Below are 23,905 nucleotides of genomic sequence, written 5' to 3' on the forward strand. Positions count from 1 at the left end.
CAGTGTTAAAAACTTAAGCTAAGATTAAACAGGATGCTCCTGGTGGTAGGCGGCGAGAAGGATTCGAATCCATTTGCATTGTTGCCGGTAGCAAACACGGCTTCAGGGTCCTGGCCACGCAGATGGCTGCTGATCAACCACACGTTATTGCAGCTCACCCCCACTTTTGCACGTTGAATGGGTGTTCTTCCCAGGATCTTCTTAGGCAGGTCGTAGCTTAGCTGAATATTACGGATACGGATACTCGATGCATCATATAGATTGGCTTCTGTGATGCCGAGGTTGCCGATTCCTATGGCCGTCCAGTAACGTTGCGGAGTAGTTGCTTTGGTGTTCTTCGTATAGCCTCCGCTTCCATCAGTTACAACACCGTCTGCCACAAACTCAGCCCTGTCGCCATTCATTACAGTAACTTCGGCAGAGCCGTTTCTCTGGAGCAGGGCATTGGTAGCGGAGAAAACTTTGCCGCCGAGCCTTGCATCGAACAGGAAAGAGAGATTGAAATTCTTGTAAGAAAATCCGTTGGTGATACCAATCAGCGCAGTAGGTTGCTGGTTGCCGAGGCGTACATTCTGTTCGCCTCGTTGCGGGTTGCCGTTAGCATCGAGGATCAGTTTGCCAAAATCAGCGCTCTTTGGATCTGAAACCCTGAGGAAAGTGCTTCCGTAGATCTCACCGTACAGTGCACCCGCTACAGCCTGGACACTTACAGCGTCATAGGTGGCAAGATCATACCTTGTTACATTCTCCCTTGGGTAAACATCTATCACTTTATTCCGGTTGGTAGAGAAGTTGGCCTGGATATTCCAGTTCAACCCGCTGCCACTGCTCAGGACCCTTGCATCAGCGCTGATCTCAAAACCAGTGTTTTTGATCTTACCTGCATTGATCCTTCTTTTTTCATAACCAGAACCGGGGTCCATCGGAAGATCGATCAGTTGATTCTTGGCTACGGTATTGTAATAAGAGAAATCGATACCGAACCTGTTGTCGAAGAAACGCAGTTCTGCGCCTACTTCCGTTGAAGTGATCAGCTCATTCACTACTGTTGAATCAAAGAGGATCTTATTGCGTTTGGTGATGGGATTGTTATTTGGATCGCGCCCAAGCTCGTAAGTGTTGAAGAGCTGATAGGGCGCCATATCATTACCTACACTGGACACCGATCCGCGGATCTTACCATACGTAAGCCAGGCTGGTGTATTGAAATGTTCGGTGAAAATATAAGAAAGGCTGACGGAGGGATAGAAATATGAACGGTTATCAGGATGCAGCGTGGAAGTCCAGTCGTTCCTGAAAGTTCCTTCGAGGAAGAGGTAGTTATCCCAGTTCAGTCCAATCGATCCATACACGGAGTTGATCTTTTTGTCTTTTACCTTGTCGAGAAGCGTTGGATTGCCTTTACCGTTGCTGGCCATGAAAAGATCCGGCACCAGCAGTTCACCTGTTTCGATACCCACCTGCGCCCATTTCTGGTCCATCAGGTTACCACCTACAGTGGCGCTGCCACCCAACTTGCCAAAGAGATTATCTTTTCTGGCAGTGATGAGTGTGCTGTAGTTGAATTCTTTGTAAGTCTGTTTGTTGGTGCTGTAACTTCCGTTGGTAACGATGGGGCTTCCTGCATACACCCTGGTTTCCTGGTTGGTGGTATACATATCGCCACCAGCTTTCACTTCAGCATTCAGCCAGTTGGTGAATTCATATTTCAATGAGCCGTTCACGATCCAGCGGTCACGCTTATCGTCATTGGTGCGGTTACGCACGTTCCAGTACGGGTTCACGGATTTATCTTCCGTGCGGTACCAGCGCATTTTCCGGTTGGGAAGAACATCCTGTTTGAAGCCGGTAATGTCCATAGACACAGGCAGCATGTACATTACGGATGCATAGTTGTTGGCATTGATGCCGGACTGTGGCCTGTTCCTTGCCTGTGCATTGGAGTACTGCACTTTTGCATCGGTAGACCAGCGCTCTTCTTTTCCGAATTTAGAAGTAGCCCGCAATGTGAAGTTAGTGCGGGTCAGCTTTGCGCCCGGCAGCATGCTCTTGTCGTTGAAATAATTCAGCGAAGAGTAGATACCTATATTCTTGTATTGCTGCTGGAAGGAGATGTTCTCATTATTGCTGACGCCTGTACCAAAGAATGCATCCAGGTTATCATATGCTCGTAGGGTTTCCTTGTTGCCCTCCCAGTTGGTCACTTCCTGTCCGGTGATCTTTGGCCCCCAGCCGGTGGATCCCTGTGGCTGGTAGATCCCATTATCGCCCTGCGCAAAACTGTTTTGCAATTTGGGAGAAGTGAAGATGCTTTCCAGGCCAATGGTAGAACCTACGGAGATACCGAGACCGCTCTGTTTTCTACCGGATTTGGTGGTCACGAGGATCACACCGTTACCGGCGCGGCTTCCGTAGAGGGCAGAGGCGGCAGGTCCTTTGAGTACCGACATACTTTCGATATCGTCCGCGTTGATGTCTGACAGACCATTACCCATATCCATTTGCGGGTTCCAGTAGTCGTTATTCTCCACGCCGGTGAAATTGTCAACCGGAATACCATCTACCACAATCAGGGGCTGGTTGGTCCCTTTAAAGGAGGTGTTGCCGCGAAGAACGATCTTGGACGAACCGCCTGGCCCGTTACCGGAACGGATGATCTGCAATCCGGCCACCCGGCCGCTCAAAGCGTTGGTGACATTGGCTTCACGGGCTTCGGCAAGGGCAGTGCCCTTCACTTCCTGCATGGCGTAGCCCAAAGATTTTTTCTGGCGGCGTATACCCAGGGCCGTTACTACCACTTCATCCAGGCCTGCGGCTGCTGTCTGAAGGGTTACATTGATGGGACCGTCAGTAACGGCCAGTTCCTGTGTGCCGAATCCCACGGCGCTGATCACGATGGTTGCCCCGCTGGCCACCTGGATGCGGAATGCACCCTGGTTGTCTGAAGCTGTTTGATTGGTGGTTCCTTTCTCTGCGATGGTGGCGGAAGCTACCGGGTTGCCGGACGCATCTTTCACTGAGCCGGTAACCGTTTTTTTCTCTTGCGCTGTGGCTGTTAAGCAGCTCAATGTGCCGAAGATGACACAAAGCACAAGGCGGCATAGCATTTGTCTCATGCAGTGGTGTATTGTTTGGTTAATAAATCGTGCAGCCTTCCTGCGTAAAGGCATTGCACGGAGCTTTTCCGGATCAGGCAGGCATCAGTTTATGAGTTCTTCTGTGCGGCCTGATACTATCAAAATGTTCCATCACCAGGGCAGCGCCTCCCAGACGTTCGGCCTCATACCCCAGTTGAGAGATTATGATCTCGATATTTTCTGCGATCCTTGGAATACAATGTTCATTCAATGCCTGCTGAATTGGCGCCAGCCAGATCCTTCCTGCCAATGCCCCTCTCCCGCTCAATACGATCTGCTCGGGATTCAACACATGGATCAGGATGGCCACACCACGGCCAATATTATAAGCCGCCTGCGAGATCAGTTCCACTGCGTATTTATCGCCTTTGTTGGCCGCATCCATAATGGTTCTGAAAGTTTCTTCCACTTGTTCAAGACTAAGATTCTTCATGGATGATGTTCTTCCGCTCTTCAGTCCGGCTATCGCTTTTTCGGCTATTACTAACAGTGAGGTTTCCGTTTCAAGGCATCCCATCTTTCCACAATTACAGATTTTGTCGTTTGTGAATAATGGAATATGACTGAACTCACCGGCAAAACCGTTGGCGCCACGGAAGAGACCGCCATCCAGGATCAGCCCCAATCCGATACCCCAGCCGATATTCACTACCATTGCATTTTTCTTTTCTCGTGCAGCTCCCAGGCGAAGCTCTGCCAGCGCTATAAGGCTGCTGTCGTTATCGATCAGCACAGGCAGTCCCGTCACTTTTTCAATATGACTCACAATACTGCCACTACCTGTCTGTAAAAAAGTATAATTGATACCCTTGTTCGCATCCACAAAGCCGGGCATTCCAATGCCGATACCTGCGATCTTTTCTTTGGGGATACCGGAGCGGGCAATGAACCCGTCCAGGAATTGCCCAAGCTGTTCCAAAGGATCATTCTGATTGCTCAGGTCCAGTTCCAGTTTCTCCACCTCTCCCACATACTGGTTGTGCATATTCAGTATACCAACGTGTGTGATGAACTGGTCCATTGCCACTGTTACCACGTACATTATATCCGGCTTCAGCGAATACATCTGCGGTCTGCGGCCACCGGTAGAATGGGCATGGCCCGATTCCACCACCACTCCATCCTCCATCAGTTCCGACAAAGCTTTGGCAGTGTAGGGCAGGCTTTTTTCTGTGAATGAACTCAGGTCCGCACAGGACAATTCCTTCTTGAAGTACAGGTATTTGATCAGGCTCTGCTTATACATCTGCTGCTTTTCCGTCACGGGCGTCAGTTTTAGTGAGTGTAAATGGACTGTTAAAATAGCTAACTTCTTAAATAATTCCAAGAAGTTATTAAAATATTTATAAACAAGCCACGACTATTGAAATTTTTCCGAGGAAAATTTACCCTTTTTTTGACGCAGGAACACCCGGGAAAATTGGGCCGGCAAAGGTAAGTTTGGAAAGCTAAAACACTGATTATGATTTTGTCGAATAAAACCGCCATCATTTACGGAGGGTCCGGCGCCATCGGCAGCGCTATTGCCCGCACATTTTACAAAGCCGGCGCAAATATTTTTTTAGTGGCCAGGGACAAAGCCAAGCTGGAAGAGGTAGCCGCCGGAATCGGTAATGATCCCGGACGCATTCATACAGATTCATTGGACGTGCAGGATGAAGCTGCCGTGCAGAAACATGTTGCAGAAGTTGTAAAAGAAACTGGTCGCATCGATATTTCAGTGAACGTTACCGGTACATTTCATATACAGGGTGTTTCATTTCCCGAGCTCAGCCTGGAGGATTTCATGTTTCCTGTAACTACTTATATCCGCGCCAATTTCATCACAGCGCGGGCCGCAGCAAAATTCATGATCGCACAAAAAGGCGGTGTGCTGCTTAGCATTTCCACACCGGGTTCCAAATTACCGGGTACAGGTTTCATGGGATATGGCCTGGCCTGTTCAGGGATCGAGGCATTGAACCGTCATTTTGCGGGAGAGCTGGGAGCTTACGGGATCCGCTCTGTTTGCCTCAGACCGGATGCGATGCCGGAAGCGGCTGCACAAGGATCGCACAGCAACGAAGTGTTTGCCAAAGCGGCCGGCGGCGCGGGGATCAGTATTGCAGATATGCTGGAACAACATGCTCAGGCAAATACATTACTCAAAAGATTACCAACGCTGGAAGAAGTGGCCAATGCAGCATTGTTCATGGCTTCGGACCAGGCAAGCGCAATAACCGGCACCGTTATCAATCTCACTTGTGGATCATTGGTGGACTGAGACTGGGTATTCTTATGATTACCCTGCTTAGGATCTTATTGTTCATTGCCCTTTCTACATTGAATGTAGAATACCTGATCAACCGCCAAAGCTCAACAATGCTGTTGGTGCTGGCGATCGTGATTCAGGTTGCATTGATCTGGTTCCTTATAACCCCTCTCATTAAAAAACTTATCAGAAAATGATCACAGCATTATTTGTTGTCGGCACCCTGCTGATCGTATTCCTTTATTTCAAATCCAACTGGTCGGCGATCCGCGCAGGCGGCCGCGCCATGTCATCTTCCAAATTCTGGTTCGGCATATTTATTTTGATTGCCGGCTTCATCATCGCCTCAATACAACCCTTCAATATGGAACGGGTGGATGCGGGTCATGTTGGCATCAAAGTGAATCTAACGGGTGATGATCGCGGTGTGAGCAAATTCGAATACAAGACCGGCTGGGTGATCTACAATACCTGGATCAGTAAGCTCTACGAGTTCCCCACCTTTCAGCAGCATATCGATTATCCTGAACAACAGGTGATCACCAAGGGAGGATTCTCCGCTACCATTAAACCAAGTTTCAACTATTCACTGAAACCCGGCGATGTGGGCGATATGTTCCAGAACCTGCGTCTTGATATCAAGAGCATCGAACAACAATGGCTGCAGACCGCTATCGTAGGCACAGTGAACGATGTGGCCAACAAATGGGCAGTAGATGATATCTTCAATGAGCGTGAAAAATTTGAAGCAGATATTGTGAACGAAGCCAATAAACGTGTGGCCAAATGGTTTACCATCTCTCAACTCAGAACGAATATCATTCCTCCTGAAGCGCTTCAACAATCCATCGAAGCAAAAACGAAGGCGATCCAGGAAGTGCAGGTAGCCGAAAACCAGCGACTGGTAGCTATTGCAGAAGGAGACAGAAAGATTGCACAGGCCAGGGCCGACAGCGCTGCACAAGTGATTTCCGCTTCCGGTGAAGCAGAAGCGATCAGGAGAAAACAGGTTTCTCTCAACAGTACTTATATCGAGTATTTGAAAATTCAGAAATGGGATGGACAATTGCCACAGGTACAAAGTGGCAATGGCGGTGGCATCATCCTTTCGCTCGACAAAAAGAATTAAGCTTCCACCAGTTTCATTTTCCTGCTGCGCTGCATGATATTCTCCCGGTGTTGCCGGCCCCAGTTATGCAGCGCATGCAGTACTTCTTCAAGTGTATCGGAATAATCTGTGAGCTCATATTGAACTACAACTGGTTTTGCTTTTGAATTCACCACACGCTTCACGAAACCATTCATTTCAAGGTCCTTCAATTCATTGCTCAGTACTCTTGCAGAGATGCCTTCCACCCTGCGCTGCAGATCATTGAAACGTTTGTTGCCTTCGGACAGGGCAATGATGATGCGCAGCTTCCACTTCCCTCCGATCACATACAATGCGTCGCCCACGGCAGACAAAGCTGAATTACATTCAGGTGCGGAGAGCCTTATTTTTCCGTTGCTGTTTTTCATGTTTCTAATTTTACTAACCTAAAGGATGCTGCTAACTTTTTGTTCACAGCTTACTTTAGATTAGTAAAGGTATGAGGTTTTATGTCAAACAACAAATGTCTCCTTTTTCATAATTATAGTGACAAACCAAAAGCCCATCTTATTTCACCGGCTCCCGCAAAATGGTTTTGAGTTTTGCCTCCGCCGTTTTCCGGAAATCCGAAAGATAGATCTCATGATGGAGCCCGTTCTGTTGTAATCCTTTCTCCAAACAGAAATCAGCGATCTTCTGCAATGACTCTGGCTCGGTGGAGAAAGGTCCCACATGCAGCATCTGCACAGACTTCCCTTCGTTCATTTCAAACCATTCCACATCTGTTGCACGCGCAATGTTCTTTTTCGCCGCGATCTCTGGCAGAGCTTTAACTACCACCTCTTTGCCCACGAAATCAGGCAGACGGATCAGCAGACGGTATTCCCATTCAGAACGAGGGATCAATTTAGGCGCATCGGACATACTCACATCTTTGTAGTTAGCTGCATCGAATTTCCAAAGACCTTCCAGTTTCGCCACTACAAAATCTTTCCCTTGTTCCTTGTAAAAGAATTTGATCCCATAGGCTGCCGAGTAGAGCGCCTGAATGGAATCTGCAAACGCAGGTCCAGACGGATCACCTTTACCGGTAATGCTCAGGAACCGGGCGGCTTCAATATTTACCAGTTCGGGGCTTGCTTTAGCGGAATAATACTGTTTGTACTTTTTACTGAGGTCAGTTTTTTCCATAGCCGGTATATTTTATGTACAAAGAAAAGCGTGCAGAGTGACAGCCCTATGTCAACAATAAATGGCTCACCTGTATTAAAATAGAACGCAGTTACTCATTCGGTTTCGGATTATGGCAGGAAGTTGCTTATTTGGCTGTCAATGGATAACATACTTACGCCAGAAGGACTCAGCGATATTTCAAAACATAGTTACGACCCCAGACCAGGTTTCTTTATCCGCCATTGGTCCTGGACTGGGCGACAAGATCGCCAACACCCGCCTGGAGCGATATGGCATCTACACAATCACACAAAGAAAATATAAACTAAATCATACCATCCCAGTACTTCTTATTTCCATGGCCATTCCCACAGCAGGATAACAGAAAAACTCCGGCGTTCAGGCCGGAGTTTCTTTATCAAGCTGGTTACCCAGGGGTTAATAATACATTTTCTTTTCGATCAGGAACTGCTTCAGTAAAGCAGGATAATCTGTCTGAATGATATTCGTGCCGGTACTCACGGCACGTTCAAATGCAGTGGTGTTACCAGCCTTCACGGCTTTGTCAACATCACCCAACGCATTGTGCCATACTCTTGCGCCATTGGCTTTGATCTTTTTGATCACATCTGCGCTATTGTGTGATTCATCGATGTGAATCGCTTCGGACTTCACCACTTTAATTGCATCCGTCACTTCCTTTGCACTGTTGGTACGCAGCAGGGTCATGAAGGCAGGATTTTTATCCTTGATCATTTTTACATGTTCTGCTTCTCCAACAAAAAAGAGACATTGATCTGCGGTATTGGTCTTGTTCACCATTTCCATGATACCATCGATGCACCCGGCACTTTTGATATCCAGGTCAACCATGATCTTACCTTTGGTGAGGTTCAGGGCTTCTTCGAGTGTGGGGATGATCTCTTCCGTAAGCTGGCTATTGTGTTTCAGCTTGAGCTTGCGGATCTCCCCGAAAGTGAAGTCTTTCACATTGCCTTTACCGTTAGTGGTGCGGTCTACAGTTTTATCATGCATGCAAACCAGCACGCCATCTTTGGTACAACGAACATCCAACTCGATGATATCGATCCCCATATCGATGGCCTTTTGAAAAGCTGCCAGAGAATTCTCAGGATCCTCCAGGTGCGCGCCCCGATGCGCGGCAATCATAACAATGGAATTATTGGTATTCCTGAATGATTCCTGGATCTCGCGGAAGCGGGCGGTGGGCTGTTGTGCCACCGCTGCCACTGCGAGTAATATAAAAAATGAAAAGGAAGACAGTATCTTTCGCATATAGGTCCAGTTTATAGATTAATAGTAGCCGATATTTTGTTCTTCTTCGATCGGACCACGCGGGTCCAGCCTGTCGATATGTGTTTGGGGAATGGGACGCAAATGGTGATAGTCCCTGATATTCTGCGCATCTGGATTGTATTTCTCCACACGCTCCTTCAGTTTTTCACAACGGACGAGGTCTTCCCAGCGGTTCAGCTCACCCAGCAATTCACGGCCGCGTTCATCCAGCATGAAGTCCACGAAATTGGCATTGATATCAGATTCAGTGATGCGCATATCCGCCACCGTTGATTTGGTCCGGTCTGCATAAGTGCCGCCTTCAAAAGTCCAGTACTGGATGGTCTTGGCTTCATTTTCCTTGTACGCAGCGCGCTCACGCACCTCGTTGATCAGAGGAACGGCTTTATCGAATTCCCCTTTTCTGCCATAGGCTTCTGCGAGGATCAACAGGGTTTCTGCATAGCGGAAGATCACCCAGTCGCGGCTTCCATTGGTTTCATTGGTAGTTGGCCTGGTAGGGTCCAGCCATTTACGAAGGCCGGGGAAGATATTGTTCATTGTCACTGGCGCATAGGTGTTCTGCGGATAGAAAAGTGCAAAACGTTTATGCTCCTGCACAGCATCGGCGAGCGGAGTCGGAGTGGCGTAATTGATGGGCGAGAAATACAAAGCAGTATCCCCTGCTGCCACATTGATGGTATTACCTGCCGTGGTTACGATACCGTTGGCTGATTTATTGGCGATATATCCCCATACGAATGACTTCACAAACCTTGAGTCATACTTTCTTGTTGCGCCGAACAATCCGTCATACACAAATGGAGTTGGCCGCACCCTTCTGTACGGCCTGCCATATTCAACAGAACGTGCCAGGATCCTGGTATTGATGGCATCGTATTGCGGAACATGGTAGAGGTGTTGCTGGTTACCGCTTCCATTGTTCAATTGCGTTGTAGTGAACTGAACGGCAAAGATCACTTCGCTGTTCACCTGGTTATTGATATCCCATAATTTTGCGAAATCCGCTACAAGAGAAAAAGTTCCCAACTCTTTGTTTACGATCTTTCCTGCATATGTAATTGCGTTGTCCAGATCTGAAGCCTGCGTTCCGCGGATAGCACGTTGCTCCGCAGAAACAGCGCTGCCTCTTGTGAGATACACTTTCGATAACAGGTGGGCGGCCGCGGCCTTAGTACAGCGGCCTTGTGCAGCGGCTGTTGCCGGAAGGTTTTCAAATGCAAATTTCAGATCGGCGATGATGGCTTCGTACACATCTTTCACCGGAGCACGCTTGAAATCCGTTTTCACTTTATCGAATGATTCCAGCACTAATGGAATATTTCCGTATTGTTGTACAAGATCGAAATAATATAAAGCGCGAAGGAATTTCGCTTCGCCCTCGATCACTGTTTTTCTTGCATCTGCAATGGGAACTTCAGGGAGGTATGCCATGATCACATTGCACTCGGAGATACCCTTGTAATGATAATCCCAGAAATCAGTGAGCTTGCCATCAAGCGAGCTCAATGTTGCCAGGTACTGGTTGAAGGCAGCGTTACCGTCGGAACCGAGTGTAAAGAGATCTGTTCCTGCATCGGAGAGCGTCAGTTTTCTTTCGCTGGTAACGCCCTGCCGGAGCGTATTGTAGGCCGATACCAGTGCGCCCTCGATCCCTTTCTCGGTGGTATAGAGCTGGTAGCTCACACTGCTAACAACCTCTTCGGCCAGGTATTTTTTACAGGCTGTGCCCATCAACATGGAGGATGCCAGCACAACACCAATCATCTTTTTCATACTTCTTAACTTTTATACTTTCAGTTAAAAGGAAATGTTTACACCAATCAATCCGGTAATTACACTGGGCTCGTCGAAGCCGGTAGCGCCTTCAGGGTCCGTGCCGGGGAAATTGGTAATGAGGAAGGGGTTCTGCACGCTTGCATATACACGAAACTTCTCGAAGAAAGCTTTTTGGGTGATATGTGCAGGCAGCGTGTAGCCCAGTGAAATATTCTTCACGCGAACGAAGGAGCCGCTGTAATAATTGAGTGTGCTCAGGTAATTCACGCTGGCAGTGCCCAATAGCGGACGTGGATATTTTGTACCGGGATTCACGGGCGTCCAGTAATCCAGTTTAGGCTGATTGTAGCGGCCATCGAAACGCATATCCATATTGTGGTTGATGGTCTGCCCGAACATGCCTACGAAGAAAACACCGAGATCGAAATTTTTGTAGCGGAAATTATTGGCCCAGCTGGCAGTCCATTTGGGATCGCGCTGACCGATGGTGTAGCGGTCGCCGGCATCTATCTTTTTGTCGCCGTTGCGATCGAGTGGACGGATATCGCCGGGCTTGAACGTAGACCCATTCTTGTTGAACAACTCCATTTCAGCTTTGTCTGCTTCTGTATCCTGCCAGATGCCATTGAACCCGAGATCATAATAAACATTCACGGGTTTACCGATGAACCAGTAGGCGCCAACATCGTCCTTTTTTCCATTGTACAATTCAACAATTTCCTGTTTATTGAGCGCGAAGATCCAGTCCGAACGCCATTCAAAATCGCGTTTGCGCATATTGATGGTGTTTAGCGTGAACTCGATACCGGTATTACGGGTCTTGCCCACATTACTGAGGATGGAAGGGAAGCCAGACACCATCGGCAATGGCCTGTTCAGCAGCAGGTCATAAGTATTTTGTACATAACCTTCGATACTACCACTGATCCTGCCATCGAACAAACTAACGTCGATGCCCACGTTATAAGTACCTGTTGTTTCCCAGGTAAGATTGGGATTGATCATTTCATTGGGTGTATAGCCAAGCGCAGAACTCTCTCCGAATACGTAGCGAATGGTATTGAGCTTACCCCAGGTCTTGTAGGGATCGATACCGGAATTACCGGTACGTCCCCATCCCAGCCTGAGTTTCAGGTCAGTAATCGTATTGTTGTTGATGAGAAAGTCTTCGTTCTTGATCCTCCAGGCGAGCGCTACTGAAGGGAAGAGTACCCATTTTTGTCCTTCCGCCAGTCTCGAGGAGCCATCATAACGGGCAGAGACAGTCGCTAAATATTTTCCTTTAAAGGAATAGTTCAATCTTCCCATGAAAGATGCCAGGTTCCATTGGGAGAGATTGCTTCCAACATTATTGATGGTAAGTGCGCTGCCTACATTGTAATAGAGTTGACCGTCATAAGGCAATTCCTTTACATTGATGTTGTTGGATTCCGATTTCTCCTGCTGTATGGATTGCACGAGCGTGGCATAGAAAGAATGATCATCCAGTTCTTTTGTATAGCTCAGGATATTTTCCCATGAATACATAAATCGGCGTTCTGATCCGTTGATGGCGGAGGAAGGCGCCTGTCCACCTGCGGCGGCAGTATTCTCACTGTTGAAATCGAAGCTCTGGAAGGCGCGGTAATCAAGTGCCAGGTTGGAGCGGAATTTGAGATCGCGAAGGATGTCCACTTCTCCATAAAAATTCGCCAGGATGCGGTCCTGTTTTCTCAGGCGCTTTGTTTTTCCGAAGTTGGTAACAGGATTGGGTGTTCTGGTATTGTTGGTAGGGAACATGGCGAGCGTGCCATCTTCATTATAAGGAGAAGCCAGCGGATTGAAACTCTTCAACCCATATCCGTCGAAAACGTCCGACCATCCTGCATTGAGGGCGGAGTTGGCATAAGACATCTGAGTACCGATACGGAAATTCTTCCTCACATCATGATCGGCATTGAGACGAACGGAATATCGTTTGTAATCCTGGTCCAGCACCACACCTTTGTTATCGAAGTAATCCGCCGAGAGCAGGAACCTGGTTTGGTCAGAGCCGCCACGGATGCTCAACTGATGGTCCTGGATCATGCCCTGGCGCAGGCCATAGTCCAGCCAGTCGGTAGTAGTCAATTGCGTTGGATCGTAGGTACCGCTGGCCCATGCACGCTCCATTTGTGCTCGCATGTAAGGCGTGGCCACAAGTTGTTCATTTTTGAAATCATTCTCTTTATTTGGTTTTCCATCGTATGTACCACCCAGTGAGTTTCGCTGTGATTCGCGGGAGTATTCCACAAATTCAGCTGAATTCATCAGCTCCGGCAAAGGCTGGTTCTTCTGGATCCCATAATAACCGTTATACTCCACGATGGATTTTCCTTTTTTTCCTTTTTTTGTGGTGATCAGGATCACACCGTTGGCGCCGCGGTTTCCGTAGATGGCGGTAGCCGAGGCATCTTTCAGGATCTCCATCGATTCAATATCGTTTGGACTGATCATATTGATGGCATCTACAAACGGAACGCCATCCACTACATACAAAGGGGCATTATCGCCATTGATGCTACGATTACCTCTAACACGCACTTCAGCCATGGAACCGGGTTTCCAGGAAGTTTGCTGCACCATTACACCTGCAGCACGACCCTGCAACACATTGGTGATGTCACCTGAAGCCACTTCGGTAACCTTGCCTCCTTTCACAGAGCTAACGGCTCCTGTGAGGTCTTTCTTCTTTACGGACCCGTACCCGATCACTACCACTTCATTCAGTCCGGAAGGCAGTTCCTTCATTCTAACGATCAGTGAATTGTTCACACCCGCTTTGATCTCAAAATTCTTCACGGTCTGTTCCTGGTAGCCCACATATGAAAATGTAAAACTGTACTTGCTGCCGGGATTCAGCCCGGATACCACAAATACACCTTTTTCGTCTGCGGAGAGGGTTTGCAGTTCTTTTTCTTTCACATTGGCGAGTCTCACGGTAATGCTCACACCGTCCAGGGGGTCCCCTGATTCAGTAGTGACGATACCATTCAACTGAGCCTTTGCCTGCGCCTGTACAGCAGTGGTTCCCAGCAGGAACAGCAGCAGCAGGCAGCACCATTGTAAAGGTCTAAAGTTTGTTATCATACAGAATATTTATTCATGAGCGTGATGGTCCGCGCGCCTGTTCAGGCGCGATCAGACATTTGTATCGGGTTAACTTATTTCAGTTTGCTGACGAGAATGGTATCCTGATATTGGCTAAAGGACAGGTTATTGATCGATTGCAGCAGTTTCAGCGTCACCTTCAGGGAATCGGAAGCCAGGAAAGTTCCCGTTACCTGGTCATTGCTGATTTCCGACAGGTCATATTTGAATTGCACTTTGTATCTGTGACCGAGTTGCGACAGTACTTCCACCAATGGTGTTTGTACAAACTCGAGTGGTCTTATTCTTCTAAGGGCAGGACGGGATTTTTCCTGTTGTTCACTTTCAGTATCGACAATTGAATTGGTAACCGCTGTCAACTTACTTACCACCGCCTGCAAATGCGCATCTATTATGCATTGTTGCCCTGGCTCCAGGTAAACTGTCTTCAATCCCTGAGACTCAGATTCGATCTTCACTTTTCCTTCAAACAATTGTACGGCCACTTTGCTGTTGCGTAGTGTATTCACCATGAACTTTGTTCCCAATGCTGTGGTTGTGATATTTCCGGCATCTACAGAAAATGGACGGCGACTATCTTTCGCCACATCGAACCAGGCCTTACCTCCCATTTGTATTTTCCTTTCGGAACCTGTGAACCCTTCAATCCATACTATTTCTGAACCCGCCCCCAATCTTACTTTCGATCCATCACTTAAACTAAAAAATTCCTCTTTCCCTGTTCTATTGATATGACGCATATATTCACGTTGTGGTTTATACAGCGCCAGGGTTTGCTTATTGATGCCATTGCTTTTATCAAAAGGATACCACAGGAACACAGCTATGATCAGTATCGCAGCAGCCATACCCATTGCCCAACGAATGATCCGGGGTTGCATTTGAATAACTTTCGTACCTGATTCAATACCAGTAGCAGTTTCGTCCATAAGACGTATACGTTCATGCAGCTGATGCAGTATCAGCTCAGATCTTTGCAGCGGCAGGTATTGCGTTCCGTTATGAACATCCTGTTGAAACTGATGTTGTAATGAAGCCTTCCAACTGGTTTCATCCCTGGTGATCTGCTCCAGGAGAATGAGCTTTTCTTCCGTGCTCAATGCTTCTTTCCAAACCTTGCTGATGGCTGACTGATACCGTTCTGTCATTGTATTTGGAACCGTGGTTCACCATAAATACTCTGCAATGAAAAAAAGGGGATGACATTTTATATTACCAAAATGTTATCAACCCTGCTGGCTGAAATATATGAGGAGTAAGTACATGCCTGGGATCTCGATATTATTGTAGTGGCGGCTGATATACTGCCTGATGAATTGCGTGGATTGTTTCAGGTAATCTTTCACGGATACCACAGAGATGTTCAGCATATCCGCCACTTCATCATATGATTTGCCATCATAACGGCAAAGCCTGAATACCTCTCTTTTTCGGGGAGGCAAATGATCGATGGCTTCTTCCACCATGGAGAGACGGAGCTGGAACAATTCTTCGTCTACCGGTTGCTCTTCTGAAATGGTGGCGAGGTATTCTGTATCGGGGAGTATAACGGAGGTTTCGCGAATTTTCTTTTTCAGGAAGGTTATGGATTTATTGTAGCTCACTACAAAGAGCCATCCGCCTGCATCCTGCAGGTTGACGGTCTGTCTGTTTTCCCAAAGGCTGATAAAAACTTCCTGGAGGATGTCTTCCGCCATATGGGGCTCACAAACCAGTTTGCTGATATTGGCGTACACAGCCTGATGGAACTGGTGATACACAGTATCAAACTGCGCCAGTTCATCTTCCTTAACCTGGTTTTGCGGTATTGCCTGCGCTACACGCATCCTTTGTAATTTATAGAATCCGGATAATTCAAAAGCCTGGGCAAAATTAATGGCAGAATCTTTGCCGGGAGATTATGTAATTATGAATATCTGTCTATATTGTACACAATAATTATCCCTATATGAAAAAAGCCGTATTGTTTTCGATTTTATTGTCAGTATTTTTTCTGAAAAGTTTTGCGCAGACGAAAGAGGAACTGGTAGGCACCTGGACGGTTACCAGGGTTTCCCTTGCACCCAATGCTCCAAAAGAGTTCAAAGATGGCTATGAAAAGATGGTGAAGGGCATAGTGAATTCAAAAATGGAATTTGCGCAGGATGGAAAATGTAATATTGCACTGCTCGAATTGATGGCCAAAGAATCCGGAGGTGCTTTGAATGGTAAAACCAGCTGGGTATATAATGAAATAGACAAATCCATTATTGTATCGGAAGGATCGGGAAAGAATAAGGATACATTGATGAAGATGTATGTGAAGAAGGAAGGGAAGAAATATGTTTTTGTGGGCGATGAAACTTATTTGGTGTTTGATGTGAAGAAGAGTAAGAAATAAGAAAACAAGATTGCACATAGATAATGGCGCCCTCTCAGGCGCCATTATTATCACTCGATCTTATGGATCAGGAAAGAAAAGATGTGTTTAAGGGATATAATTTGATTGCGGGTTGGTTTGCAGCAAACCGGCCTCAATCCCTGATGGAGCGCCTATGGCTGGACAAAGTGACTAATATCATCGGTGAAAATTCCACGGTGCTCGATCTTGGCTGTGGAACAGGAATGCCATGATGAACTACTTTATCAATAGAGGAATACAGGTTACCGGAGTTGATGCCAGCCACAGTATTCTTGAAATTGCAAAGAAAAACTTCCCTTCAATTGAATTCTTTCAGCAGGACATGCGTCAATTGTCCCTCAACCGGAAGAATGGCGGTGTAAATCTATACCATGGCTCATTGGATACAAATCAATACAAAGAATTACTTGAAGCCAATGAATTCCGGGTACTACAATTTAAAGAGAACGATATTGATTGCGGCCATGCCAATGTTTGGATGGCGCAATTGATCAATTAGTCGTAGATCTAATAGAGTAAACCAAACATCCATAGTGGAATCTTGTGCTCGTGCCCGATCTCGATACCGTCTGCCGCCACAAATGATTTTTTAAAATTTTTAACCTGTTGTTGCTGTTTGTCTTTACCACCTACTTCAAACATATCCCTACCTACAGCAAAATCACCCTCTGTGGTATAGGTAACTGGTTTTATTGCCTCTACCTGGTTGATAAAAAAACTTTCCCTTACATTGCCAATGTTGGATTCTGCATAAGAGAGCGCATATTGCAGATTAGGATGATAAAGAAAAATTTTTTCAGGCTTCTGTAAAGCTCCTATGCCAGTGACAGAACTGTAAAGACTGTTAATGATTCGAAGATCTTCAAGATGATGTAAATAGCTGATCAGGGCATTACGTGATACTCCCGTCCTTTCGCTCAGTTTAGAAATATTGGGTTTGAATGGAGCTGATTCAGCAATGATATATAAGAGCTGACGGATCTTTTCAATACTTGCAGGAGTGATATCATGTAATGCGGGAAGATCTGCACTTAGTGCGAGAGAAATAGTCTCTTCCAGCTTTTGCGGATACAGGTTTACATTTTCCAGGAAGTATGGATAATAACCATGTTTGAGATAATTAGAAAAATGCTCCAGCGGCTTCACCGTTTGAATAATACTGCGCGCAACACCAACATGTTCCTTTAGCAAAGTCTCCCATTCCAGTTTTTTGTGCAAAACATTTGTTGTCAGAGCCAGGTACTCCCGAAAAGAAAGTCCTCTCAACTCATACATCACCGCGCGTCTGCTTAAGTCTCCCCTGGCTTTATCCAGGTGCATAATGGAAGATCCTGTAAAAACAACTGAAAGTTCAGGCTGGTCATCGTATATATTCTTTAGTTCCTGCGACCACCCGGGGTATCGGTGAACTTCATCGAGCAAAAGATAACGGCCGCCTAGCTTCACAAATTCATCAGCGAGGTCTACCAGATTGTTTTCAGTAAACCATAAATCATCTAAGCTTGTATATAAAACCTGATGATCCAATGGTAATTGTTTATGTGCATATTGCAACAAAAGTGTAGTCTTACCGGCACCTCTCGCACCTTTAATACCAATCATTCTGCTGGAGAAATCAATCTCGTCCAGAAGATGACGGCTGAATTTGTAAGTCATCTGGTCCAGTTTCTTAAAGGACTTCTCAAATAATTTTTCCATATTGCTCTTTACAAAGAGCAAAAATAGCCAAAATTGCTCTTTACAAAGAGCAAAAACTTAAATAAATTGCTATATGGAAAGAGCAATTTTGCAAAATTGCATATAACAATCTAATAATCATACAATTAAAAGAAAAGTATTTTGTTAGCGGAATACATCAGTGATCAAAAAATCTGCAATTTTTTTGGATTCCCTGCAAATTGGATTCCCTGCAAATATTAAAGGAAACAAATAAAGGTTTAGATAACTATTTGCAACTACACACAAGTATTGGAGAACATGGAAGCATGTTTGTACGCATCGACAATATCGGCTATACTTATGGAAGACATCATCTTTCTTATCGCCTCTTCACTTATACATTCACGTTATTACTAAAATATTTATCAATTTTCTTCCCATCTCAAATCCAAATCTATTCCTCCATTCGTATATTGCTTTACGAAAAGTACATAGCGCATTTACATATCGTCTTGCTATAGGGTTGGGCCTACTTTTGTCTTCTGTTAATCGGCCGCCGAAAGGCGGGGCCTTGTCAGGGCCAGTGTTGCAGAAGGCAGGCAGGTATCAACCCTATAGTTTTTTTATGCCATCATCTGCAGGGTTCTTCAATGCTTACCTTCTCTTTATTTCATCTTTTATCAAACATGGACATTTTCAACTGACGTGCTAACACTGCACAGTACAGGGTTTACCACCCAGGCATCCCCTGCCCCATTTATTATCTCACCCAAAAATTCAATGCAAATATGTAAAGAAGAGGTATTTGAAAACTGCGATGAATGCGCCGCAAACTCCGGGCAATTGAAGATGAAAAGAAATTCCACAAACATCGCAATCAGGAAATGTTCGATACCCTGATCAAAGCAATCTGTTTATTGCGTCCCGTACTGAGTCGGTTCCGCGATCATGATTACATTGGTGTGAAATGTGCACACACTTATACGGTACGTCATTTCAATTATCCGAACAGTGAGTTCGCGGAAAAAATCATAAAGATGCGCCCGGCATCATCGGCGAGTTGCAGGTTATGAACAGGCTGCTGGCAGCTCCTTGATTAAATCAATACATTAACTCTTGTATTCAATTACTGCGCAATTATCGCAAACCAGGCCCGTCAACACGATCTCAGGTTCGAAGTTCAATGTGATTTCTGTTCCGGATTCATTATTGATAAGATTTTTCAGGGTCAGATAGTTACCCTGATATCTCGCTTTCACTTTATACCTTCCAAGGGGAATATCCATTAATTTGAAATAAGAATAAGTTTGCGGGGCGCCGCCTCTTTTGGTGATGGTCTGCCCGGTAGAGCCATCTACCAGCGGACCATCAGGCGTAAGAATGAAATCTACATTTTCTGCCAGGATATCGCTACCGATCTCACTTTGAAGCTGTATCCAGGAGCCATAGAAACTGGTATTCGATTCAGGACGCTGCCCCGTGAGCTTCCAGGAGAAATTGCGCACGGCGCCATCTGATGTAAAGCCGTCATTATTATCGGGCTGTAAATGGAATTTATAATTTTTTCCATTATAGTTTTTACTGAAAGTTGCCGAAGCCGACCAGGTAAAATGGCCGTTCAATTTTACTTTGTATTTACCTGCTGCATCGGAATTGGCAAGCAGGTTGGAATTGTAGATCATGGTATTGTCGATCACTACTTCAGCGCCTGCAATGGGTTTGCCCTGCGTGTCTGTAATAGCGCCTGTTACATACCCTTTGTTGCCGGAGTTGCTTTCATCGCTGTCTTTATTGCTGCAGGCTAGTATGAGCAGCACAAACCCTGCTGCGCAGGCGCACATCGTTTTCCTTAACGGATAACTTACTCTTTTCATATTGGTGAATTGATGATAATAAAATTACCGGCAGAAATCTGCTCCTGTAGAGGATTCCGGTTGCCCAATATTAACATGAAGCCGCTGGGCGTAAATCGAAACACCACTGAACCACCCAAATCTGCCGATGATCCGTACAACTATCTTACCCGGTCAAAGAAAAAAAACGGCGCCTCAGAAGAGACACCGTTTTCTTTAAACCTACTGGTCTTTCTAATCCTTCACCAGTCTTGCCGGTTGGCTGGTACCATCCTGGGCAATAACCTGAACCAGGTAAATACCGGTCACGAGATTGCTCACAGGCAATGATAACACACCTGCAGCTGACTGTGCGTAATCCTTGCGAAGTACCTGGCTACCCGTTAGGGTATAAACCACTACTGACTTCACAGGTTTACTGCTGTTGATGTACAGGATACTGGACGCAGGGTTGGGATATATTTTCAGACTGCTGTTTGCAGATGTACATTTCACAGTAGCGCGAACAATACTGCTATATTCATATCGTCCATCGATATCCACCATTTTGAGCCTGTAGCTCCAGTTACCATTGCCGGTTTCTGCATCCTGGTAGTTATAATAGATACGATTGAATTCATAGTTTACCTTCTTCACGGCAACATAACTTCCACCGTTCAGGCTTCTTTCAACAATAAAGTGAGAGAAGTTGGAAGCTGATTCCACTTTCCAGTTGAGGGTAACGCCGCAATCCTTGCTGGTAGCAGTAAACGAAGAAAGCGTTACCGGCAATATATCCAGGTTCTCTATGCGCAGGAGGGCCTGTGCGGTAGAGGTACAACCATTACCATCTGTTACAGACAAGGAATAAGTATAAGTGCCCAGTCTGTTTTCTGTAGGCATAGCATTGTTGATATATGGATCGTTCACTTTGTTGGCTGGCGTCCAGTTATACGTGTAACTGCCTGCAGCCGGATTCACCTGTGGGTTGAAGGATGGCGCAGGTGTTCCGAATTTAGTAGTAACATCTGCAATGGACACTGTTGGGGCAGGTGTTGGATTAACACCAACAACAGCGTCGGCAGTAGCCACACATCCATTTTCATGTACCGCAGTGAGTGTATATGAAGAAGTACCGGTTACATTGCTCACCTGTGTAGTGGCGGCAAAAGGATCTGCAAGATTGGTAGCAGGGCTCCAGCTATAGCTCACGCCAGCAGCAGGTGTTACCCCGATGTTGGCAGATGCATTTTCACATACGGTTTGAACAGGCATCGCAGGTAAACTGAACGCACGTACAGTTACATTAACAGTTGAAGTATTGATACATCCTCCTATATCCTGTGAACAGGTAAAGGTAAACACCCGGCCAACCAAAGCACTGGCTCCTGCATCAGCCACAGAAGGCGTAAACACAGGACTGGGGCCAGTCGTTACAGGGAATGATCCTGCATCCGGAGTAGGTGTAACGGTCCAGGTACAGGTTCCAACATTACCTGGATCGCCCAACATTACACTGCTTCCTGCACAAACAACGGTAGCACTTCCTGCATTGGGGGGAGTGGTAGTTGCCGTTAATATGGTTGTTGCAGTATCATAACATCCATCCACATCACGAACAACCAATGTGTATTGAGCAGATGTTGTTGGATTGGCCAATACAGCAGGATTGATAATGGCAGGGTTAGACACGGATAATTCCGGGCTCCATGTATATGTATCGATAGTACCTGTAACAGAGGCATTATTGCCCAGGTTATACAGCGCATCAGAAGTACAGACAGATGCATCAGTCATGGTGATTTCCGGACCACCAACGGTAACCGTTACTGTACCGCTCTTGGTACAGACAGGCACATTGGCAGCATCATAATAGGTAACCACCAATGTATAGGTTTGTGTAGCTGTTGGATTTGCGACTGGCTGTGCAACCGTTGTGCTGCTCAGTCCTGCTGCAGGGCTCCATGCAAAAGTAACATTGCCATTCATTGGGTTACCAATCACAGCGGAAGTACCGCGACAGATAGCGGTATCTCTCAGGGTTGTCAGTACAGGATTGTCATCCACTACGATATGAACAGTTGAATCCTTGAAACAACCGCTCTCGGTATCTGTAGCACGCAGCGTGAAGTCCTGTGTTATAGCTACCAACACTTTCGGTTGTGCAGATGTGTTAGTAGTACCATCCTGGTAACTCGCAACAGCCGGAGTCCAGGAATAAGTATAATTGGGGCGGGCAGGTGAGCCCAACTGAATTACCGCATTGCTGCAGGTTATCCAGTCAGCGCCGGGATCAGCTACCACGGCAGCAACTTTTACGGTAGCTGTATCACGCATTGAACAGCCAGATGTTGGCTCCTTCACTACAACCAAATAATTGGTAGTTACAGCAGGACTTACCGTTGGGTTGGAAGCGTACCGGTCTGAAGGATCCACACTTGTCCATGAGTATGAATAGCCAGCTACTGCAGCCTGCCCGATATTTACCGGGGTAGCCTCGCAGATTACATGGTCCTGTGCAGTGAAGGTAGGCAATGCCCAGCTGGCTCCATTCACACGAATGGTTTTTGAACAGCGGCTATTGGGATTGTTTTTACTAGCAACAGTTACTGTAACATCCCTCTCGACATTATCGGTAAGGGTAATGATGGGCCCTGTGGTAGAAGAGATCCCTCCCGCAGGAGCAGAAGACCAGGTGTAAGTCCAGTCGTTTGTATTCAGGTTTGATGGTGCTGCGCGAAGTGTAACTGCGCCGAATGCCGTACTTGGGCAACTGTGATCTGCAATCACCTCGATGCTGTCCAAAGCACAGGCAGCTGCATCTCCACAAACAGGAACAGTTACCAAATCAAAGCAACTGGTTCCGAGATAAGACATAGTGACACGATAAACAGTAGGGCCGCCGAGCGACTCAGATACTGTGGTAGTGGCAGTATTGGTGGCTCCTGTAATAGTACCGGTACCGGATACCACTTCCCACAGGAATGTTTTACCGGTTACAGCTGGCATGGGATCACCAGCACCAACAGTACGGGGTCCGCAAATCCTGCTATCGCCTGCATCAACATTGAGCTGATACACGGTTACATCATCAGTAAATGAACAGCCGCCACTGGCAGCAGTAAGCGTATAAGTGATGGGGTTAGGCGTTGCATCTCCTGAGCCAGGATCATAAGTTGCTGTGCTGGCATTGGTTGCATTCAGGTAATTACCAGGGCTCCATGTATAAGAGAAACCTGCTTCGGCAGCATTTCCTAAAACTGCTGTAGATCCTTTGCAAACAGCAACATCATTGCCGGCAAAGTTGGCTGTAACAGGACCAGCAACTATGCTGACATTCACATCATCAGTTGTGGTGCAGGTACCGCCACCGGTAATGGGAACGGTCATTTCCAGTGAATAGGTCTGAGCCGTAGTTGGACTAGCCAATGGCTGAGCGATAGTTACATCAGACAGATCGGTAGCTGGCGTCCAGGCATACACCATACCGGCAACACCTGCAGGAGGTGCAACACCTAAACGAACTGGCTTGCCCGCGCAAACAATTGCATCCGGGCCTGCATTGGCTGCATATGCATTCACTACCACCTGTCCTTTTTGTTCGCAACCATTATTATCAGTAACTGTCAGCGTATATACGCTATGGGTAGTTGGAGTAACGGTAGCAGTATTGGTTATGCTGCCGATGCCATTATCCCATGAATAAGTATAAGGAGTAGCGCCTCCGGAAACAGTGGCCTCGATATTAACAGGAGATCCAACACAGGTGGTGTAAGCGCTGGAAGTAATAACCGGGCTATTGTTGGCCCCAACCACCACTTCGGCAACTGCTGAAGTACTGACAGGCGTTTCACCGCAGCCTGCTGCCGGCAACACAATCCTTCGGTAGTAGCGTGTTTCAGCCAATGAAGGAGGCGAATAATCCTTTAAAGTTCCGGCAGCCCCTGAGATATTTGTCCAGGGACCTGCAGCAGCAGTGGCCGTCTGCCATTGATACCTGGCAGAGATCTCAGTTTGTGGAATAGTTACTCCACCCCTGATCAGTGTTGGCATATCTGAAGAGGGCAGCGCTACTTTATTACCGGTAAGCGCCTGTGTGAAGCCACCGCCACAGATCGTCTGGGTCAACGGCGAGAT

Annotated in this window: 17 protein-coding genes; 5 read left to right on the forward strand and 12 right to left on the reverse strand. The window is 46.6% G+C overall.

Features of this window, described 5'->3' with window-relative positions; genetic code table 11:
* Nucleotides 1-5: 5 nt before the first annotated feature.
* Both D9Y29_RS17610 and D9Y29_RS17615 read right to left on the reverse strand, forming a co-directional pair.
* Nucleotides 6-3,116 (reverse strand): SusC/RagA family TonB-linked outer membrane protein, encoded by a 3,111-nt coding sequence (locus tag D9Y29_RS17610; protein WP_241237969.1) that lies wholly within the window; start codon nt 3,114-3,116, stop codon nt 6-8.
* 73 nt (nt 3,117-3,189) lie between these two features.
* Nucleotides 3,190-4,401, reverse strand: coding sequence for an ROK family protein (locus tag D9Y29_RS17615; RefSeq protein ID WP_241237970.1), 1,212 nt, complete (start codon nt 4,399-4,401; stop codon nt 3,190-3,192).
* Between the two features lie 198 nt (nt 4,402-4,599).
* Here D9Y29_RS17615 and D9Y29_RS17620 point away from each other — a divergent pair, with 198 nt between their 5' ends.
* A complete protein-coding gene (locus D9Y29_RS17620; RefSeq protein WP_127130622.1) occupies nt 4,600-5,400 on the forward strand; it encodes an SDR family NAD(P)-dependent oxidoreductase in 801 nt (266 codons plus the stop codon).
* A 181-nt stretch (nt 5,401-5,581) separates the two neighbouring features.
* Nucleotides 5,582-6,517: an SPFH domain-containing protein gene (locus D9Y29_RS17625; protein ID WP_127130624.1), complete on the forward strand. Its 936-nt coding sequence runs from the start codon at nt 5,582-5,584 to the stop codon at nt 6,515-6,517.
* Here D9Y29_RS17625 and D9Y29_RS17630 read toward each other — a convergent pair.
* From D9Y29_RS17630 to D9Y29_RS17660, 7 genes are all read right to left on the reverse strand, one after another.
* Nucleotides 6,514-6,906, reverse strand: coding sequence for a winged helix-turn-helix transcriptional regulator (locus D9Y29_RS17630; protein WP_127130626.1), 393 nt, complete (start codon nt 6,904-6,906; stop codon nt 6,514-6,516). The genes D9Y29_RS17625 and D9Y29_RS17630 overlap by 4 nt on opposite strands.
* Before the next feature lie 139 nt (nt 6,907-7,045).
* Nucleotides 7,046-7,669: a GyrI-like domain-containing protein gene (locus tag D9Y29_RS17635; protein WP_127130628.1), complete on the reverse strand. Its 624-nt coding sequence runs from the start codon at nt 7,667-7,669 to the stop codon at nt 7,046-7,048.
* Nucleotides 7,670-8,089: 420 nt separating this feature from the next.
* On the reverse strand, nt 8,090-8,947 hold the full coding sequence (locus D9Y29_RS17640; protein ID WP_127130630.1) for a glycerophosphodiester phosphodiesterase family protein: 858 nt from the start codon (nt 8,945-8,947) through the stop codon (nt 8,090-8,092).
* Between the two features lie 18 nt (nt 8,948-8,965).
* Nucleotides 8,966-10,744, reverse strand: coding sequence for a RagB/SusD family nutrient uptake outer membrane protein (locus D9Y29_RS17645; RefSeq protein WP_127130632.1), 1,779 nt, complete (start codon nt 10,742-10,744; stop codon nt 8,966-8,968).
* 24 nt (nt 10,745-10,768) lie between these two features.
* A complete protein-coding gene (locus D9Y29_RS17650) occupies nt 10,769-13,855 on the reverse strand; it encodes a SusC/RagA family TonB-linked outer membrane protein (protein WP_127130634.1) in 3,087 nt (1,028 codons plus the stop codon).
* A 74-nt stretch (nt 13,856-13,929) separates the two neighbouring features.
* Nucleotides 13,930-15,024, reverse strand: coding sequence for a FecR family protein (locus D9Y29_RS17655; RefSeq protein WP_127130636.1), 1,095 nt, complete (start codon nt 15,022-15,024; stop codon nt 13,930-13,932).
* A 78-nt stretch (nt 15,025-15,102) separates the two neighbouring features.
* Nucleotides 15,103-15,702: an RNA polymerase sigma factor gene (locus D9Y29_RS17660; RefSeq protein WP_127130638.1), complete on the reverse strand. Its 600-nt coding sequence runs from the start codon at nt 15,700-15,702 to the stop codon at nt 15,103-15,105.
* 122 nt (nt 15,703-15,824) lie between these two features.
* Between D9Y29_RS17660 and D9Y29_RS17665 the strand changes: the two genes are divergently transcribed.
* From D9Y29_RS17665 to D9Y29_RS26705, 3 genes are all read left to right on the forward strand, one after another.
* On the forward strand, nt 15,825-16,256 hold the full coding sequence (locus tag D9Y29_RS17665; protein ID WP_127130640.1) for a hypothetical protein: 432 nt from the start codon (nt 15,825-15,827) through the stop codon (nt 16,254-16,256).
* A gap of 62 nt (nt 16,257-16,318) precedes the next feature.
* Nucleotides 16,319-16,489: a class I SAM-dependent methyltransferase gene (locus tag D9Y29_RS26700; RefSeq protein WP_206513821.1), complete on the forward strand. Its 171-nt coding sequence runs from the start codon at nt 16,319-16,321 to the stop codon at nt 16,487-16,489.
* Nucleotides 16,486-16,776, forward strand: coding sequence for a class I SAM-dependent methyltransferase (locus tag D9Y29_RS26705; protein ID WP_206513822.1), 291 nt, complete (start codon nt 16,486-16,488; stop codon nt 16,774-16,776). The genes D9Y29_RS26700 and D9Y29_RS26705 overlap by 4 nt, the downstream gene beginning before the upstream one ends.
* Before the next feature lie 8 nt (nt 16,777-16,784).
* On the opposite strand, the gene D9Y29_RS17675 is transcribed toward D9Y29_RS26705, so the two are convergent.
* From D9Y29_RS17675 to D9Y29_RS17685, 3 genes are all read right to left on the reverse strand, one after another.
* Nucleotides 16,785-17,975 (reverse strand): ATP-binding protein, encoded by a 1,191-nt coding sequence (locus tag D9Y29_RS17675; protein WP_127130642.1) that lies wholly within the window; start codon nt 17,973-17,975, stop codon nt 16,785-16,787.
* Between the two features lie 1,070 nt (nt 17,976-19,045).
* On the reverse strand, nt 19,046-19,810 hold the full coding sequence (locus D9Y29_RS17680) for a carboxypeptidase-like regulatory domain-containing protein (protein WP_127130644.1): 765 nt from the start codon (nt 19,808-19,810) through the stop codon (nt 19,046-19,048).
* Nucleotides 19,811-20,023: 213 nt separating this feature from the next.
* Nucleotides 20,024-23,896, reverse strand: a complete 3,873-nt coding sequence (locus D9Y29_RS17685) for a T9SS type A sorting domain-containing protein (RefSeq protein WP_127130646.1) — start codon at nt 23,894-23,896, stop codon at nt 20,024-20,026.
* Nucleotides 23,897-23,905: the final 9 nt, after the last annotated feature.

Origin of the sequence: Pseudoflavitalea rhizosphaerae (genome assembly GCF_003991355.1) — a bacterium.
Lineage (GTDB): Bacteria > Bacteroidota > Bacteroidia > Chitinophagales > Chitinophagaceae > Pseudobacter > Pseudobacter rhizosphaerae.